The following is a 16,281-nucleotide window of genomic DNA, read 5'->3' as shown; positions in this document are numbered from 1 at the left end:
CGCACCTGAAAAGCTTTCTACACTGGGCAGGGGTTTCATGTGAACCCCGCTCCCGTTCCCGCTCGCAAGATGACAACCGACTCCGTTTCCCTCGTACTTTCTTCTTCGCCTGAAGGCCTGGCCGCGCTCGAGCGGCGGCTTGCCAAGGACCTTGAATGCCTGGGCTGGCCCGCACGCTCATGGATGCCCGTTCGCGAACACGCGGGCGAGCCGGTGCTCGACGTGGCCATCATCGGCGGCGGGCAGGCCGGGCTGGCGGCCGCCGCGGCCCTTGCGCAACAGGGCATCCGCGCCGTGGTGTTCGACCGATCGCCCGCAGGCAACGAAGGCCCGTGGGCCACCACGGCGCGCATGGAAACCCTGCGTTCGCCCAAGGAGCTGACCGGCCCCGCGCTCGGCTTGCCCGCGCTGACCTTCCGTGCGTGGTTCGAGGCGCAGTTCGGCGCCGAAGCCTGGGCGGCGCTGGACAAGATCCCGCGCCTCCAGTGGATGGACTACCTGGTCTGGTACCGCCGCGTGATGAACGTCGATGTGCGCAACGAAACCGCGGTCACAGGGATCAAGCCGTTGCCCGATTCGCCGCTGGTGCGGCTGGAACTGCGCACGCCCACCGGAGCGCAGCGCGTGCTGGCGCGCCGCGTGGTGCTTGCCACCGGCCGCGACGGGCTCGGCGGCCCGGCAGTTCCCGCTTTCGTCAACGCACTGCCGCGCTCGCAATGGGCTCATTCGTCCGATGCCATGGACTACGGCAAGCTGGCCGGCCTGCGCGTGGGCGTGATCGGCGCGGGCTCTTCGGCCATGGACAGCGCGGCCACCGCGCTGGAATGCGGCGCCCACAGCGTGGAGCTGCTGATCCGCCGGCCCGACCTGCCGCGCGTCAACAAGGGCAAGGGCGCCGGCGTGCCGGGCCTGACGCAGGGGCACTACGACCTGCCCGATGAGCTCAAGTGGCGCATTCGCCACTACATCAACGTGGCGAACGTGCCGCCGCCGCACGGCAGCACGCTGCGCGTGTCGCGGTTTCCGAACGCGTTCTTCAACTTCGGCTGCCCGGTTCTTTCGATCGAGCCGCAGGGCGCGTCGATGCGGGTGGCAACGCCGAAGGGCGATTTCGTGTTCGACTTTCTCATTGTCTCGACCGGCTTCAAGGTCGACTGGGGCAATCGGCCGGAGTTCGACGCCATCGCGCCGCATGTGCGCACATGGGGTGACCGCTTCGTGCCCGCGCCCGGCAACGAAGACCAGGAGCTGGCGGATTCGCCCGATCTCGGCCCTGTGTTCGAGTTTCAGGAGCGCGCGGCCGGCGAGTGCCCGGGGCTCGACCGCATCCATTGCTTTTGCTACCCGGCGGCCTTGTCGCACGGCACGGTGTCGGGCGACATCCCCGCAATCAGCGACGGCGCCAGGCGGCTTGCGAGCGGCATGGCCAGCCTGTTCTATCGCGAGGATTTCGAGCACCACTTTGCCAACATCGAGGCCTACAGCGAGCCCGAGCTGTTCGGCGACGAGTGGGTGCCCGCGCCGCCACCGGCCGAGCGCGGCTGAACCTGCAGACCCATTGCATTGAACTGAATCGAACGGGATTGAACTGAAACGCATGACACCAACCTCCTACGACGCATCCACACCGCTCGACGTGATCGACGCCGCGGTGCCGCTGGCACCAACCCAGCCCACCCGCATGCTGCGGCTGCAGCGCGACAAGGTCGTGGCGGCCACGCAGGGCAGCTACGACGCCATGTTCTCGCCCACGGTCGAAGGCCTTTCGGTGGCCGAGCGCCTGCTGGTGGCGCTGCACGCCTGCAGCGTGTCGAAAGCCGCGACGCTTGCCGCGCACTATCGCGAGCGCTTGCTGGCCGAGGGCGCGGACCGCGAGCTGGTTGCCGCCGTAGGGAGCGGCGCAGCGGTGGCGGATGCACGCCTGCGCACGGTGCTGGCGTTCACCGCCAGCCTGATCGAGCGCCCCATCGAAGGCGACAAGGCCTCGGTCGACGCGCTGGCCCAGGCGAGCCTTTCGACGCCCGCTATCGTCGCGCTGGGCCAGCTTATTGCCTTCTTGTCCTATCAGATACGCATGGTCGCGGGCCTGCAGGCCTTGGCGGCTGCGGAGGTGTCGCAATGACCACGCCGATTCGCATCAAGGGCTTTACCAACGAGGTGCTGAGCTGGAGGCCCTGGCTCGATCCGGTCGACGTTGCCGCCGCCACGCCGGCCCAACTGGCCGCGCTCGACGAGATGAGCCCGCAGGCGCGCACCTCGCCTTACTTTCTGGTGCTGGCGCATCAGCCCGAAATGCTGCTGCAGCGCTCCATTGCCTTCAACGCGATCATGTTTGCGCCGGGCGGCATGCCGCGGGCCGAGCGCGAGCTGGGCGCCACGGTGGAATCGCGCGTCAACGGCTGCGTGTATTGCGCCTCGGTGCATGCGCAGCGCTTCGAGCAGCTGGCCAAGCGCAACGACGTGATTTCGCAGGTGTTCGAGGAGCCGGCCTCGGCGGGCACCACGGCGCGCGAAAAGGCCATCGTCGAATTTTCGATACACCTGGGCGCCGAGCCCGACAAGGTATCGGCCGAGGACGTGCGGGCGCTGAAAGAGGTGGGCCTGACCGAACTCGAGATCCTCGACCTGGTCCACTCGGTGGCGCTTTTTGCCTGGGCCAACCGGCTGATGCTCAACCTGGGCGAGCCGGTCTTTCCCGAGGCAACGGCAACTTCATAGGCGGGCGAGCAGCCCGGCCACGGTTTCGCCGGCCAGCTTGAGCGGCGCCAGCAGGTCATTCTGCTGCCGATATTCGGTGCCGCTCACCAGCGAGGCGGCGTCCACGATGGTGCGCGTCGCCGGCGTGGGCACGCCGGCAATCTGCCCCAGCGCCTCGATGAAAGCCAGGCCGTAGGGCATGTCCTCGGTCACGAAGCGGGTGTCGGTGCGCACGGGCCCCGGCGGGCCGCCGCGCTTGGCATGCAGCTCGGCCGCAATGTCTTCGAGCCGTGCCGATTCCGTGCCGAAAGATCGCGCGAAGTGTTCCTCGATGGGGCCGAGCTCGATACCGAAGGCCTTGGCCACCGCTCGCCGTTCCAGGTCCAGCGCCTCGATTGCGCGGGCCACGCCGGGCGTCATGCAGTGGTACTGCGGCCAGTTTTCCGCGCGCTCGATGCGGCTCCAGTTGAAGACGGCCAGCGGGCCGTGGGACTGTGGGTTGACGTTCGCAAGCGCACTGGCGAGCGTGTTTTTCTGCGGGAAGAAGCCATCGCCGAACAGGGCGGTGCACAGCGCAACGGCGTCCTCGAGGTTGGCGCCCGGCAGGGCGGACACGCCGACCGCCTTGCGCCGGGTCATCACCTTGACCTGCGTGCCCGACTCGCGGCGCGCGGTCAGCACCGTGGTGCCGAAGCTCGCAACGGTGATCCGCAGACCTGCGCGAAGGGCGCTTTCGTACAGATAGAGCGACGACAGCGAGGCCATCGAGCTGACGATCACCGTCTGCCCGTCGCGCAGGAAGGGCAGCAGCGCATCCATCACGCGCTTGTGCCCATTCACCGGCAGTGCGATCAGCAGCAGGTCCGATGCAAGGCAAAGCTGGGCCGCATCGTCCGCCACTTCGACCGTGGCGCTGCACGGCTGCACGCCGCTGGCTTCGAGCGGTTGCGTGCGCAAGGCCTCGGCGCCGTGGCCGCTCGGCGACCAGAGCATGGCGTCGTGCCCCACCTGCCGCAGCCACGCCGCGCCGGCGAGCGCAATCGCGCCGGCGCCGGCAATGCCGACCCGGTATCGCTTTCCCGCAGGCTCAGTCAATCTTGATTCCGCCCTGCTTGATCACCTTCGCCCAGCGCTGGCTGTCTTCCGAAATGACCTTGCCCAGTGCCGCGCCGCCGCCGCAGGTGTTCACCGCGCCCAGTTGCGCGAAACGCTGTTTCGTTTCGGGCAGGTTGCATACCTCGACCAGCGCTGCGGAAAGCTTTTCGAGGCTGGCCGCGGGCATGCGCGCGGGGGCCATCACGCCGACCCAGACCGGCACCTCCATGCCGGCAAGGCCTGCTGCCTCGGCCACCGTCGGAGGCGTGCCGAGGCTGGGCAGCGCCGCGCGCGAGAAGGTGCCGAGCACGCGGGCCTTGCCGCTCGCGACCATCGGCTCGATGGAAGCGGCGCTGGTCACGATCAGCGCCACCTGGCCGCCCAGCAGGTCGGTGAGTGCCGGCGCCGCGCCGCGGTACGGCACATGCAGCAGGTTCACGCCGCCCGCCTGTGCGAGCAGGGCGCCCGTGAGGTGCGACACCGTGCCGTTGCCGGTCGATGCGTAGGTGAGCTGGCCGGGTTTGGCCTTGGCGTCGCGCAGCACGTCGGCCACGGTCTTGTAGGGGCTTTCGGTGCGCACGGCCAAGGTCATCGGCGTATCTCCGACCAGCGCCACGGGCGCGAGGTCGTGCACCGGGTCGTAGGGCAGCTTCGCCTGCAGATGGGGCGCGACGGTGATGGCGCCGCCGGTCGCCAGCAGCACCGTGGCGCCATCGGTCGCCTTCGCCACCGCGTCGGCCGCCAGGATGCCGCCCGCGCCCGCCTTGTTGTCGACGATGACGCTGCCGCCCAGCTTTTCGGTTAGCTTGGCGCCCAGGTAGCGGGCAATCACATCCTGCGCGCCGCCGGGGGCGAAGGGCACGACGATGCGCAGCGGCTTGTCGCTCGCCTGCTGCGCCCACAGCGGCGTGGCAGTGGCAAGGCAGGCCGCAAGCCCCAGTGCCAGGTGTTTCCAAAGCAGTTTCATGGCTTTTTCCGATCCGCGTCAGGTGGCAGGAAGTCCCGCATTTTTCGTGAAACACCGCGGAACCGGCTTTGCCGGGCCGCTGGTGTTGCCCCCGGTAGGGGGTTGGCGAAGCGACACGAAGTGCGCGAAGACTGGGGGCGAGTCTAGTCGGCGCGATAATCCGCCTTCCCCGGCCGCTCCGAGCCGGGCTCCTGCCGTACCGTCATGAACCCCAGCTACAAACCCAGCGACGTCGAGTCCGCTGCCCAGGCGCAATGGAGCGCCGCCGATGCCTACCGCGTCACCGAGGACGCGAGCCGCAAAAAGTATTACGCCTGCTCGATGCTGCCGTACCCCAGCGGCAAGCTGCACATGGGCCATGTGCGCAACTACACCATCAACGACATGCTCACGCGCTACCTGCGCATGAGCGGCTACAACGTGCTAATGCCCATGGGCTGGGACGCCTTCGGCCTGCCGGCCGAAAACGCGGCGCTGAAGAACGGCGTGCCGCCGGCCAAGTGGACGTACGAGAACATCGACTACATGCGCGGCCAGCTCCAGGCCATGGGCCTGGCCATCGACTGGAGCCGCGAGATCGCCACCTGCGACCCGAGCTACTACAAGTGGAACCAGTGGTTGTTCTTGAAGATGCTCGAAAAGGGCATTGCCTACCGCAAGACCCAGGTCGTCAACTGGGACCCGGTCGACCAGACCGTGCTGGCCAACGAGCAGGTGATCGACGGCAAGGGCTGGCGCACCGGCGCCACGGTCGAGCGCCGCGAGATCCCAGGCTACTACCTGAAGATCAGCGACTACGCCGAAGAGCTGCTCGAGCACACCCAGCACAAGCTGCCGGGCTGGCCCGAACGGGTCAAGCTGATGCAGGAGAACTGGATCGGCAAGAGCGAGGGCGTGCGCTTCGCCTTCACGCACGACATCAAGGACGCGAGCGGCCAGCTGATCCAGGACGGCCGCATGTACGTGTTCACCACGCGCGCCGACACCATCATGGGCGTGACCTTCTGCGCCGTGGCGCCGGAGCATCCGCTGGCCGCGCACGCCGCCACGCTCGACCCCAAGGTCGCGGCCTTCATCGAGGAATGCAAGGCCGGCGGCACCACCGAGGCCGAGCTCGCCACGCAGGAAAAGAAGGGCGTGCCCACGGGCCTGACCGTGACGCACCCGATCACCGACGAGCAGGTGCCGGTGTGGGTGGGCAACTACGTGCTCATCAACTATGGCGACGGCGCCGTGATGGGCGTGCCCGCGCACGACGAGCGCGACTTCGCCTTTGCCAACAAGTACGGCATCGAGATCATCCAGGTGGTGCTGGTCGACGACGAGCCGCACTTCGACTATCACAAGTGGCAGGACTGGTACGGCGACAAGCAACGCGGCGTCACCATCAACTCCGACAACTTCAGCGGCATGACCCACAAGGAGGCCGTGGCCGCCGTGGCGCACGCGCTCGCCCAGAAGGGCCTGGGCGAAATGCAGACCACCTGGCGCCTGCGCGACTGGGGCGTAAGCCGCCAGCGCTACTGGGGCACGCCGATCCCGATCATCCATTGCGAAGAGCACGGCGCGGTGCCGGTCCCCGAGAAGGACCTGCCGGTGGTGCTGCCGACCGACTGCGTGCCCGACGGCTCGGGCAACCCGCTGGCCAAGCACGAAGGCTTTCACGCCGGCGTGGTCTGCCCCGTGTGCGGCAAGGCCGCGCGGCGCGAGACCGACACGATGGACACCTTCGTCGACAGCTCGTGGTACTTCATGCGCTATTGCGACCCGAAGAACGACCAAGCGATGGTGGCCGGGGGTGCCGACTACTGGATGCCGATGGACCAGTACATCGGCGGCATCGAGCACGCGATTCTTCACCTGCTGTATGCGCGCTTCTGGACCAAGGTGATGCGCGACCTGGGCCTGGTGAAGGTCGACGAGCCCTTCAGCAAGCTGCTCACGCAGGGCATGGTGCTGAATCACATCTTCTACAACCGGGGCGAGAGGGGCGAGAAGAATTACTTCCCTCCGGCTGAGGTCACTCCAGTTGTCGATGCGCAGGGTCGCATCATTGGCGGCACTCTGGCTGACGGCACGAAGCTGGAATACGGCGGTGTCGGCAAGATGGGCAAAACCGAGCGCAATGGCGTCGACCCGCAGGACCTCATCGAGAAGTACGGTGCCGACACCGCGCGCCTGTACACCATGTTCACCGCGCCGCCGGAAGCCACGCTCGAGTGGAACGATGCGGCCGTCGAAGGCAGCTACCGGTTCCTGCGCCGGGTGTGGAACTTCGGCGTGGCGCAGGCGGACGTGCAACCGGTAGCCGTTGGCGGCCAGTCTTTCGGCAAGAACGCCCAGGCGCTGCGCCGCGAGGTGCACACCGTGCTGCGCCAGGTCGACTACGACTACCAGCGCATGCAATACAACACCGTGGTGTCGGGCGCGATGAAGCTGCTCAACGCGCTCGAAGGCTTCAAGCCCGACGGCAGCCCCGCCGATGCAGCCGCGCTGCGCGAAGGCTTCGGCATCCTGCTGCGTTGCTTGTATCCCGCCACGCCGCACATCGCCTTCCAGCTCTGGCAGCAGCTCGGCTACGACAAGGAACTGGGCGGCCTGCTAGACGCGCCTTGGCCCGTGGTGGACGTGAGTGCGCTCGAGCAGGACGAGATCGAACTCATGCTCCAGGTCAACGGCAAGCTGCGCGGCGCGCTGCGCGTGCCGGCCGGCGCTTCCAAGGCCGAGATCGAGCAGCTCGCGCTTTCCTGCGACGACTTCGTCAAGTTCGCGGAAGGCGCACCGGCCAAGCGCGTCATCGTGGTGCCCGGCCGCCTGGTCAACGTGGTCATTTGAGTAACGACACAAGCATGAACAATCGAATTGCCTCGCTGCCGCGCCGCAGCTTTCTACTGGGCCTGTCCGCTGCGGGCGCGAGCCTTGCGCTGGCCGGCTGCGGGTTCGAGCTGCGCAAGGCGCCCGTGTTCGCGTTCAAGACGCTGGCCGTGTCGGGCAATTCCGAGCTCATCAACCGGCTGCGCCGAGAAATGCGCGCCGCCGGCACCGTGGCGCTGGTGCCGCCCACCGAGGCGCAGACCGCCGACGCAATCCTCGAGATTCTTGGCGAGAACCGCGACCGCATCGTGATCTCGACCAACTCGGCCGGCGCGCTTCGCGAGCTGCAACTGCAGCTGCGCGTGCGCTTCTCGCTGCGCACGCCCGGCGGCAAGACGCTGCTGCCGCCCACCGAGGTGTCGCAGACGCGCGACCTGAGCTTCAACGAAACCAATGCGCTCGCCAAAGACGGCGAAGCCGAGCTGCTGTACCGCGACATGCAGGCCGACATCGCGCAGCAGCTGATGCGCCGCCTGGCTGCGGTCAAGGAACTCTAGGCGCAAGCCTGCGCCTGCCGCGATCCGATGCAACTTGCCAGCGCCCAGCTCGGGCCCCACCTGCAAAAGGGGCTGAAGTCCCTCTACACGATCCACGGCGACGAGCCGTTGCTCGCGCAAGAGGCCGCGGATGCGATTCGCGCCGCGGCGCGCACCCAGGGCTACACCGAGCGCAGCTCGTACACCGTGGCCGGCGCGCACTTCGACTGGAGCGCGGTGCTTGCGGCGGGCGGTTCGCTCTCGCTGTTCGCGGACAAGCAGATCGTCGAGATCCGCATTCCCTCGGGCAAGCCCGGCAAGGACGGCAGCACAGCGCTGCAGCAGCTGGCCGAAGCGGCGCAGGGCAACGACAGCACGCTCACGCTGGTGATGCTGCCGCGGCTCGACAAGGCCACGCGCACGGGTGCCTGGTTTTCGGCGCTCGAGAACAACGGCGTGAACCTGCAGGTCGACCCCATCGAACGCGCCGCGCTGCCGCAGTGGATCGCGCAGCGCCTGGGTGTGCAGGGCCAGCGCGTGATGCCGGGCGACGAAGGCCAGCGCACGCTGCAGTTCTTCGCCGACCGCGTCGAAGGCAACCTGCTCGCGGCACATCAGGAAATCCAGAAGCTCGCCTTGCTGCATCCGGCGGGCGAACTGAGCTGGGAGCAAGTCGAGGCCGCGGTCAACAACGTTGCGCGCTACGACGTGTTCAAGCTGTCGGAAGCCGTGCTGGCCGGCAATCCGCAGCGCGTGGCGCGCATGCTCGACGGGCTGCAGGCCGAAGGCGAGGCCGAGGTGCTGGTGCACTACACGATTGCCGAGGACATCCGCGCGTTGAAACGCGTGAAGGACGCCATGGCCTCCGGCCGTCCGCTGCCCATGGCGCTGCGCGAAAACCGCATCTGGGGCCCGCGCGAGCGCGCTTTCGAGCGCGTGCTGCCAAGGCTCGACGACCGCATGCTGGCCCGGCTGCTGCGCGCCGCGCATGTGGTGGACGGCATCTGCAAGGGGCTCAAGCAGCCCGATTGGCCCGCCAGCGGCTGGCAGGCGCTGCAGCGTCTGGCACTGATGCTGTGCCGCGCCTGCAGCAGCGGCCCGGCTCCCTCTCGCTGAGGGAGAAAGGACAACACCCAAGGGGTGCAAAGCCCGGGGTTGATCCAAATGCAGGAAAATGCCGACATGAACGCGTTCAACGTCAGCGAGCACATGCAGGCCCTCGGCCTGCAAGCCAAATCCGCCGCATTCCTCATGGCCCGTGCGAATGCAGCTACCAAAAACAGAGCATTGAAGGCCCTGGCCAAGCGCCTGCGCGAAGCCGGCCCCGGCCTTTCCGAGGCCAACCAGAAGGACCTGGAGCGCGCGACGGCCGCGGGCCTGTCGGCGCCGATGGTCGACCGCCTCAAGCTCACGCCCAAGGTCATCGAGACCGTGGCGCAGGGCTGCGAGCAGCTCGCCGGCATGGCGGACGTGATCGGCGAGATCATCGGCATGAAGCAGCAGCCCAGCGGCATCCGCGTGGGCCAGATGCGCGTGCCGATCGGCGTGTTCGGCATGATCTACGAGAGCCGCCCCAACGTGACCATCGAGGCCGCGAGCCTCGCCATCAAGAGCGGCAACGCGGCCATCCTGCGCGGCGGCTCGGAGGCCATCGAATCGAACAAGGCGCTGGCGCTGCTGGTGTCCGAGGCGCTGGCCGAGGCCGGGCTGCCGGTCGAAGCGGTGCAACTGGTGCAGACCACCGACCGCGAGGCCGTGGGCCAGCTCATCGCCATGCCCGAGTTCGTGGACGTGATCATTCCGCGCGGCGGCAAGGGCCTGATCGAGCGCATCAGCCGCGACGCCAAGGTGCCGGTCATCAAGCACCTGGACGGCAACTGCCACGTCTACGTGGACGACACGGCAGAGTTTGAAATGGCGCTGCGCATCGTCGACAACGCCAAGACCCAGAAATACAGCCCCTGCAACGCGGCCGAGGGCCTCTTGGTATCGGCAGCGGTGGCCGAAGACTTCCTGCCCCGCATCGGTGCCATCTTTGCGGCCAAGGGCGTGGAAATGCGCTGCGACCCGGTTGCGGCCCGCATCCTGCGCGCGGACGATGCCGTCAACTCAAGCGGAAAAATCGTCGATGCGGTCGAGTCCGACTGGTCCGAGGAATACCTTGCCGCCGTGATCAGCATCAAGGTGGTCGAGGGCGTGGACGAGGCCATTGCGCACATCAACCGCTACTCGAGCCACCACACCGACGCCATCGTCACGCGCGACCATGTGCATGCACAGCGCTTTTTGCGAGAGGTCGATTCGGCGAGCGTCATGGTCAATGCGAGTACACGCTTCGCAGACGGTTTCGAGTTTGGCCTGGGGGCCGAAATCGGCATCAGCACGGACAAGTTCCATGCACGCGGGCCGGTCGGCATCGAAGGGCTGACCTCGCTCAAGTATGTGGTGCTTGGGCAGGGCGAAGTCCGGAGTTGATGCACCGAAGGCGGGCGGATTGAACCAAGACTGCCGTACGTAGTCTTGTCATTGGGGCGGCCACCCCCAAATCCTACAATTCCGCTCTACCTTCAAGTACAAAACCAACAAGGCCGCCGCATGGTTCCGCATCTCGTCACCGCCCTGACCGGCCCGATCAACGAACTGGAGCAGCGGGTACTCGACTCGACGCCCGCCATCGAGCGCTGGTTCCGGCTCGAATGGATGGAGCACACGCCGCCGTTCTACAGCGCCGTCGACATCCGCAATGCCGGCTTCAAGCTCGCGCCGGTCGACACCAATCTTTTTCCGGGCGGCTGGAACAATCTCACCAAGGAGATGCTGCCGCTGGCAGTGCAGGCCGCACAGGCCGCCATCGAGAAGATCTGTCCGGAGGCGCGCAACCTGCTCGTCATTCCCGAGAACCACTCGAAGAACACCTTCTACCTGGCCAACATTGCGCAGTTGGTGCGCATCTTCCACATGGCGGGGCTCAACGTGCGGGTGGGCTCGATCGATCCGGCCATCAAATCGCCCAAGAAGATCGAGCTGCCCAATGGCGAAACGGTGTGCCTGGAGCCCGTGGTGCGCAGCAAGCGGCGCCTGGGGCTCAAGAATTTCGACCCCTGCACCATCCTGCTCAACAACGAGCTTTCGGCCGGCACGCCGGGCATCCTGGAAGACCTGCACGAGCAGTACCTGCTGCCGCCGCTGCACGCCGGCTGGTCGGTGCGGCGCAAGAGCAACCACCTGCACAGCTACGAAGAGCTCTCCAAGCGCTTCGGCAAGCTGCTGGGCATCGACCCGTGGCTCATCAACCCCATCTACGCGCGCGCCGAGGGCGTCGACTTTGCCGAAGGCCGCGGCATCGACGTGCTGACCAGCCATGTGGACGCGGTGCTGACCAAGGTGCGCCGCAAGTACAAGGAATACGGCATCAACGAGAAGCCTTTCGTGATCGTCAAGGGCCATACCGGCAGCGACGGCCCGGGCGTGATCACGGTGCATGACGCGAAAGAGGTCGAAGGCCTGGTTGGAAAGCCGCGCGCCGCATCGTCGAGCACCAAGGCCGCCGCGGCCAGGGAGCTGCGCGGGCCTGGCGAGGTGATCGTCCAGGAAGGCGTGCTCACCAACGAGCGGGTGCACAACGGCGTGGCCGAACCCGTGGTCTACATGATGGACCGCTACGTGGTGGGCGGCTTCTACCGCGTGCACGCCGAGCGCGCCCCGGACGAGAACCTCAAGTCGCCGGGCGCGAGCTTCGTGCCCCTGGCGTTCTCCGAAAGTGCGCATCTGCCGCAGCCCGGCGCCAAGCCCGGTGCAAGCGCGCCGAACCGCTTCTACATGTATGGCGTGGTGGGCCGCCTGGCCATGGTGGCGGCCAGCTACGAGATGGAAGCCACCGATCCGGACGCCGAAATCTACGAATGATTTTGCCGAGCGGGTTGCGGCGGGTGCGGTCGGCGGCAAAATAGCGGCCCCACAGCAAAGGAAAGAAAAGGGCGGAGGGTGCGCGCAGCGGCTGGAAATTCCATCGCGGCAGCACTCCGGTGCGCGTAACGCCTGGTTACGCGCTTGCAATTCGCTCTTTTTCCCATCGACTTCGTGTCACCTCCCAAATCCTCTTCCGCCGCCGCCTTGATCATCGGCACCATCGGTGTCGTCTATGGCGACATCGGCACCAGCGTGCTGTATGCAGTCAAGGAAGTGTTCGGCCACGGCCACCTTCCTTTCACTGTCGAGAACGTCTACGGCATCCTGTCGATGTTCTTCTGGACGCTCACCGTCATCGTGTCGATCAAGTACGTGGTGCTGGTGCTGCGGGCCGACAACGAAGGCGAGGGCGGCCTGGTCGCCATGCTGGCGCTGGCCTCGCGTGCGGTGGCCGACAAGCCCAGGCTGCGCAACGTGCTGCTGCTGGTGGGCATCTTCGGCACCTCGCTCTTCTATGGCGACGGCGTCATCACGCCCGCCATCTCGGTGCTTTCCGCGGTGGAGGGCCTCGAAGTGGTGTCGCCCCACTTCAAGCACTATGTGCTGCCGATCACGCTGGTGGTGCTGTTCTGCCTCTTCGTGGTGCAAAAGCGCGGTACCGCGGGCATCGGCAAGTTCTTCGGCCCGATCACGCTGGCGTGGTTCCTGGCCATTGCGGTGCTCGGCGTGTCGCAGATCATTCACCACCCCGAAATCCTCAAGGCGCTGAACCCCTGGTTCGCGCTGAAGTTCATGTGGGACAACCCGGGCACCAGCTTCATTCTGCTGGGCGCCACCGTGCTTTGCGTCACGGGCGCCGAGGCGCTCTATGCCGACCTGGGCCACTTCGGCAAGCGGCCGATCCGCGTCGCGTGGTTCACGGTCGTGATGCCGGCGCTCACGCTCAACTACTTCGGCCAGGGCGCGTTGCTGCTCGAGAACCCCGAAGCGGTGAAGAACCCTTTCTTCATGATGGCGCCTGAATGGGCGCTCGTTCCGCTCGTGCTGCTGGCCACGGCCGCTACCGTCATCGCGTCGCAGGCGCTCATTACCGGCGCCTTCAGCGTCACGCGCCAGGTCATCCAGCTGGGCTACCTGCCGCGCCTGAACATCGAGCACACGAGCGTACGCACGGCCGGGCAGATCTACATTCCGCTGGTCAACTGGGGCCTGTTCGTGGCCATCGTGCTGGCGGTTGTCATGTTCCGCTCGTCGAGCAGCCTGGCCGCCGCGTACGGCATTGCGGTGACCACCGACATGCTCATCACCACGGTGCTGACCTTCTTCGTGATCCGCTATGCGTGGAAGCTGCCGCTGGCGCTGTGCATCGCGTCCACGGCGGTCTTCTTCGTGGTCGACTTCCTGTTCTTCGCGTCCAACCTGCTCAAGCTGTTCGAAGGCGGCTGGTTCCCGCTGGTGATCGGCGGCTTCGTGTTCACCTTGATGATCACCTGGAAGGAAGGCCGCCGCCTGATGGGCGAGGTGCAGCGCGCCGACGCGATCGAGCTCAAGGCCTTTCTCGACTCCGTGTTCGAAAGCCCACCCGCGCGCGTGGAAGGCACCGCCGTGTTCCTGACCGCCGAGCCGGGCGTGGTGCCCAACGCGCTGCTGCACAACCTGAAGCACAACAAGGTGCTGCACGAGCAGAACATGTTCGTCACCGTGCGCAACCATGAGGTGCCCTGGATCCCGATGGACAAGCGCATCGAGATCGAGGCGCTCGGCCACCATTGCTGGCAGATCATCGTGCACTACGGCTTCAAGAACGACGTCGACCTGCCGCGCGCGCTGGACCACGCGCGCCTGCGCGGCTGCCAGCTCGAGCCCATGGCCACGAGCTACTTCCTCTCGCGCGACGTCGTCATTCCCACGCTCGGCAGCGGCATGGCGCCGTGGCGCGAGAAGCTGTTCGCGCAGATGCACCACAACGCGAGCGGCGCGGCCGCATTCTTGGGTCTGCCGAACAACGCGGTGGTGGAGCTGGGCTCGAAGATCGAGATTTGAGGCGGCGCAGGCCGCCTGCGTGCGGCTGCCTCGTCGCGGCTCAGCCCAGGCCCAGCATCTGCCCCAGGCTGCGCTGCGAGGCCGGGCGGTCTAGCGCGATGTTGCGCTCGAGCACCAGCAGGTGCTCTTCCATGAGCCGCACCGCGGTGTCGGCATCGCCCCGCGCAATCGCGTCGACCACCTCCGCATGCTCGCCGTGCTCGCAGGCGGCATTGCCGGGCGGCTCGTAAAGCGCCACGATCAGCGAGCAGCGCGACATCAGCTCCGTCAGGTAGCGTTCGAGGATCGGGTTGCGTGCGAGCCGCGCAACGCGCAGGTGGAACGAGCTCGCGAGCCGCGCCCATTCGGGCTGCGTGTAGCGGTGCATGGCCGCATGCTCTTCCTTCAGGTGCCGGCGCAGTTCGGCAATCTCGGCGCGGGTGGCGTTGCGCACCGCCATGCGCACCAGCGCGGCTTCTAGCGCACGGCGGGCTTCGAAGATCTGCCGCGTCTCCTCGGGCGAGGGCATGGCCACGATGGCGCCGCGGTTCGGCCGCAGCTCCACGATGTGGTCGTGCGCAAGCCGTTGCAGCACCTTGCGCACCATTGCGCGGCTCACGCCGAACAGCTCGCACAGCGACGCCTCGGGCAGCTTGGTGCCGGGCGCCAGGCGCTGGTGGGTCACGCCTTCGAACACCGAGCGGTAGATGCGCTCCTCGATGTCGCCGTCGTCAGGCGGGGCGTCCGCGGCGGGCTGCCTTGCAGCGGTGGTTTTCAGCGAAGAAGGAGAGCGGGCCATGGGCAGGATGAGCAGGACGACGCGCGATTATCGAGCCCGCCTCAGTCGAACTCCCCAGGCCGCTCGACGGCGAGCTGCGCAACGTGCGCCGCAATCGCCCCCGGCGTGGTGAACCAGATCTCGCCGCGATCGCGCGCGCGTGCAAGGTGCACGAGCGCCGTGCGCAGGTGCCGCAGCCGGTAGGGCTGGCCCACGATGTACGGATGCAGCGCGAGGCCCATCACCAGCGGCTGCGCGCGCGCCTGCTCGCGCATCTCGTCGAAGTTGTCGACCACCATCGCGCTGAAGTCCTTCGCGTCCATCAGCCGGCCGACGATCATCGGAATGTCGTTGAGCTCCTGCGGATAAGGCACCGACCAGATCGCGCCGCCTCCGCGCGTGCGCATGCGCACGGGCTGGTCGTCGTGGCACCAGTTGAGGGTGTAGCCGTAGCCGGTCTCCGCCAGCAGGTCGGGCGTGAGCGCGCTTTCGGAGATCCACGGCGACAGCCATCCCGCGGGCGCCTGCCCGCTTTCGCGCAGCATGCGCTCGCGGCAGCGCACGAGCAATGCGCGTTCATGGGCTTCGTCCAGCGCGCCCTGGCGCTCGGCATTGCTGTGGCCGTGGCCGATGAGTTCGTCGCCGCGCGCCACCAGGGCCCCCACCAGTTCCGGGCAATGGTCGTACAGCGCGGTGTTCACCAGGGCGCCCGTGGGCAGCCCGAGTGCATCGAAGAGCTCGAGGCAGCGCCAGGCGCCCACGCGGTTGCCGTACTCGCGCCAGCCGTGGTTCAGCACGTCGGGCTGCGGCGAGGCCGGGCCGATGCAGGCGCCGAGCCCGTCGCCGAACGCGAAGTGCTCGATGTTGAAACCCAGGTACACCGCAAGCCGTGCGCCGTTGGGCCACGCATAGTCGGGCCGGCGCGTGATCGGCCGATAGTCGAAGCGCCCGTGCGAGGGCAGCAGCTCGGGCCAGCGCGTCGTCATGCGCCTTGCCTCACAGCACTGCAAGCCCGGCGCGCACCAGCAACCACTCGGCGCTGTCGTTCCACACGTCCATCTGCACGATGAGGCCGTGGCTCACCACGTACCGGTCGACGTAGCGGTTGCCCTCGAAGGCCGTGCCGTCCGGCCATGCGCCATAGAGCGTGCCCAGGCTGTAGACCACGGTTTCTTCAGGCGTGCCGCCGGCCACCACCTCGGTGCGCTCGATCTTCTTCTTGACCCACGCATAGCGCTTGGCATTGAAGGCCGAGGTGTCGCCGGGTGCCTGCATCGGGCGGTTGCCCGTGAAGCGGATGCGAATGCCGGGTGCGGTGTAGCGCGAGGCCGACTCGGGGTCGGGAATCATCACCAGCCGAAGGAATTCGTCTACCACGGCGGCAGGGTCGGTGAGCGTGGGCGCAGCGGATGTGTCCATGGGGTTCTCCATTGATGGGCCATGGCGGTGCATGGCGAAAGGCT

Annotated in this window: 14 protein-coding genes; 9 read left to right on the top strand and 5 right to left on the bottom strand. The window is 67.2% G+C overall.

The features are described 5' to 3' along the window. Nucleotides 1-69: 69 nt before the first annotated feature. From V9L20_RS10155 to V9L20_RS10145, 3 genes are read left to right on the top strand one after another with little or no spacing between them, the layout of a single operon-like run. A complete protein-coding gene (locus tag V9L20_RS10155; RefSeq protein ID WP_337296494.1) occupies nt 70-1,545 on the top strand; it encodes an NAD(P)/FAD-dependent oxidoreductase in 1,476 nt (491 codons plus the stop codon). Nucleotides 1,546-1,597: 52 nt separating this feature from the next. After that, nucleotides 1,598-2,122 (top strand): CMD domain-containing protein, encoded by a 525-nt coding sequence (locus V9L20_RS10150; RefSeq protein ID WP_337296493.1) that lies wholly within the window; start codon nt 1,598-1,600, stop codon nt 2,120-2,122. After that, nucleotides 2,119-2,718, top strand: coding sequence for a peroxidase-related enzyme (locus V9L20_RS10145; RefSeq protein WP_337296492.1), 600 nt, complete (start codon nt 2,119-2,121; stop codon nt 2,716-2,718). Before V9L20_RS10150 ends, V9L20_RS10145 begins: the two co-directional genes overlap by 4 nt. On the opposite strand, the gene V9L20_RS10140 is transcribed toward V9L20_RS10145, so the two are convergent. After that, nucleotides 2,713-3,792 carry an NAD/NADP octopine/nopaline dehydrogenase family protein gene (locus V9L20_RS10140; protein ID WP_337296491.1) on the bottom strand — a complete coding sequence of 360 codons (1,080 nt, stop codon included), beginning with the start codon at nt 3,790-3,792 and terminating at the stop codon, nt 2,713-2,715. The two genes, V9L20_RS10145 and V9L20_RS10140, sit on opposite strands and share 6 nt — an antisense overlap. After that, nucleotides 3,785-4,759: a Bug family tripartite tricarboxylate transporter substrate binding protein gene (locus V9L20_RS10135; protein ID WP_258503660.1), complete on the bottom strand. Its 975-nt coding sequence runs from the start codon at nt 4,757-4,759 to the stop codon at nt 3,785-3,787. The genes V9L20_RS10140 and V9L20_RS10135 overlap by 8 nt, the downstream gene beginning before the upstream one ends. Before the next feature lie 204 nt (nt 4,760-4,963). On the opposite strand from V9L20_RS10135, the gene leuS reads away from it, so the two are divergent. From leuS to V9L20_RS10105, 6 genes are all read left to right on the top strand, one after another. Beyond that, complete coding sequence (gene leuS / locus V9L20_RS10130) at nt 4,964-7,594, top strand: leucine--tRNA ligase (protein ID WP_337296490.1); 2,631 nt, start codon at nt 4,964-4,966, stop codon at nt 7,592-7,594. Nucleotides 7,595-7,608: 14 nt separating this feature from the next. Further along, nucleotides 7,609-8,130: an LPS-assembly lipoprotein LptE gene (locus tag V9L20_RS10125; RefSeq protein ID WP_337296489.1), complete on the top strand. Its 522-nt coding sequence runs from the start codon at nt 7,609-7,611 to the stop codon at nt 8,128-8,130. Between the two features lie 27 nt (nt 8,131-8,157). Next, the gene (gene holA, locus V9L20_RS10120) at nt 8,158-9,225 is read left to right on the top strand and encodes a DNA polymerase III subunit delta (RefSeq protein WP_337296488.1); all 1,068 of its coding nucleotides are present in this window, start codon (nt 8,158-8,160) and stop codon (nt 9,223-9,225) included. Between the two features lie 66 nt (nt 9,226-9,291). Beyond that, nucleotides 9,292-10,584 (top strand): glutamate-5-semialdehyde dehydrogenase, encoded by a 1,293-nt coding sequence (locus tag V9L20_RS10115; RefSeq protein ID WP_337296487.1) that lies wholly within the window; start codon nt 9,292-9,294, stop codon nt 10,582-10,584. A gap of 120 nt (nt 10,585-10,704) precedes the next feature. Then, complete coding sequence (gshA, locus tag V9L20_RS10110; RefSeq protein WP_337296486.1) at nt 10,705-12,015, top strand: glutamate--cysteine ligase; 1,311 nt, start codon at nt 10,705-10,707, stop codon at nt 12,013-12,015. 174 nt (nt 12,016-12,189) lie between these two features. Continuing rightward, the gene (locus tag V9L20_RS10105; RefSeq protein WP_258503668.1) at nt 12,190-14,061 is read left to right on the top strand and encodes a potassium transporter Kup; all 1,872 of its coding nucleotides are present in this window, start codon (nt 12,190-12,192) and stop codon (nt 14,059-14,061) included. 40 nt (nt 14,062-14,101) lie between these two features. Here the strand turns inward: V9L20_RS10105 and V9L20_RS10100 are convergent, their stop codons facing one another. Genes V9L20_RS10100 through V9L20_RS10090 form a run of 3 tightly spaced genes read right to left on the bottom strand, consistent with a single transcriptional unit; the run spans nt 14,102 to nt 16,237 of the window. After that, on the bottom strand, nt 14,102-14,839 hold the full coding sequence (locus tag V9L20_RS10100; RefSeq protein WP_258503669.1) for a GntR family transcriptional regulator: 738 nt from the start codon (nt 14,837-14,839) through the stop codon (nt 14,102-14,104). A gap of 41 nt (nt 14,840-14,880) precedes the next feature. Beyond that, entirely contained in the window at nt 14,881-15,804 is a 924-nt protein-coding gene (locus tag V9L20_RS10095; protein ID WP_337296485.1) for a polysaccharide deacetylase family protein, read from the bottom strand. Nucleotides 15,805-15,814: 10 nt separating this feature from the next. Further along, on the bottom strand, nt 15,815-16,237 hold the full coding sequence (locus tag V9L20_RS10090) for a nuclear transport factor 2 family protein (RefSeq protein WP_337296484.1): 423 nt from the start codon (nt 16,235-16,237) through the stop codon (nt 15,815-15,817). Nucleotides 16,238-16,281: the final 44 nt, after the last annotated feature.

The sequence above is a fragment of the Variovorax sp. CCNWLW225 genome, from assembly GCF_037204045.1.
Lineage (GTDB): Bacteria > Pseudomonadota > Gammaproteobacteria > Burkholderiales > Burkholderiaceae_C > Variovorax.
This window is presented reverse-complemented; position numbering and strand designations above follow the sequence as displayed.

Coding starts and splice junctions, on each gene's coding strand:
- V9L20_RS10155 (WP_337296494.1), top strand. CDS start 70: ATGACAACCGACTCCGTTTCCCTCGTACTTTCTTCTTCGCCTGAAGGC.
- V9L20_RS10150 (WP_337296493.1), top strand. CDS start 1,598: ATGACACCAACCTCCTACGACGCATCCACACCGCTCGACGTGATCGAC.
- V9L20_RS10145 (WP_337296492.1), top strand. CDS start 2,119: ATGACCACGCCGATTCGCATCAAGGGCTTTACCAACGAGGTGCTGAGC.
- V9L20_RS10135 (WP_258503660.1), bottom strand. CDS start 4,759: ATGAAACTGCTTTGGAAACACCTGGCACTGGGGCTTGCGGCCTGCCTT.
- leuS (WP_337296490.1), top strand. CDS start 4,964: ATGAACCCCAGCTACAAACCCAGCGACGTCGAGTCCGCTGCCCAGGCG.
- V9L20_RS10125 (WP_337296489.1), top strand. CDS start 7,609: ATGAACAATCGAATTGCCTCGCTGCCGCGCCGCAGCTTTCTACTGGGC.
- holA (WP_337296488.1), top strand. CDS start 8,158: ATGCAACTTGCCAGCGCCCAGCTCGGGCCCCACCTGCAAAAGGGGCTG.
- V9L20_RS10115 (WP_337296487.1), top strand. CDS start 9,292: ATGAACGCGTTCAACGTCAGCGAGCACATGCAGGCCCTCGGCCTGCAA.
- gshA (WP_337296486.1), top strand. CDS start 10,705: ATGGTTCCGCATCTCGTCACCGCCCTGACCGGCCCGATCAACGAACTG.
- V9L20_RS10100 (WP_258503669.1), bottom strand. CDS start 14,839: ATGGCCCGCTCTCCTTCTTCGCTGAAAACCACCGCTGCAAGGCAGCCC.
- V9L20_RS10095 (WP_337296485.1), bottom strand. CDS start 15,804: ATGACGACGCGCTGGCCCGAGCTGCTGCCCTCGCACGGGCGCTTCGAC.
- V9L20_RS10090 (WP_337296484.1), bottom strand. CDS start 16,237: ATGGACACATCCGCTGCGCCCACGCTCACCGACCCTGCCGCCGTGGTA.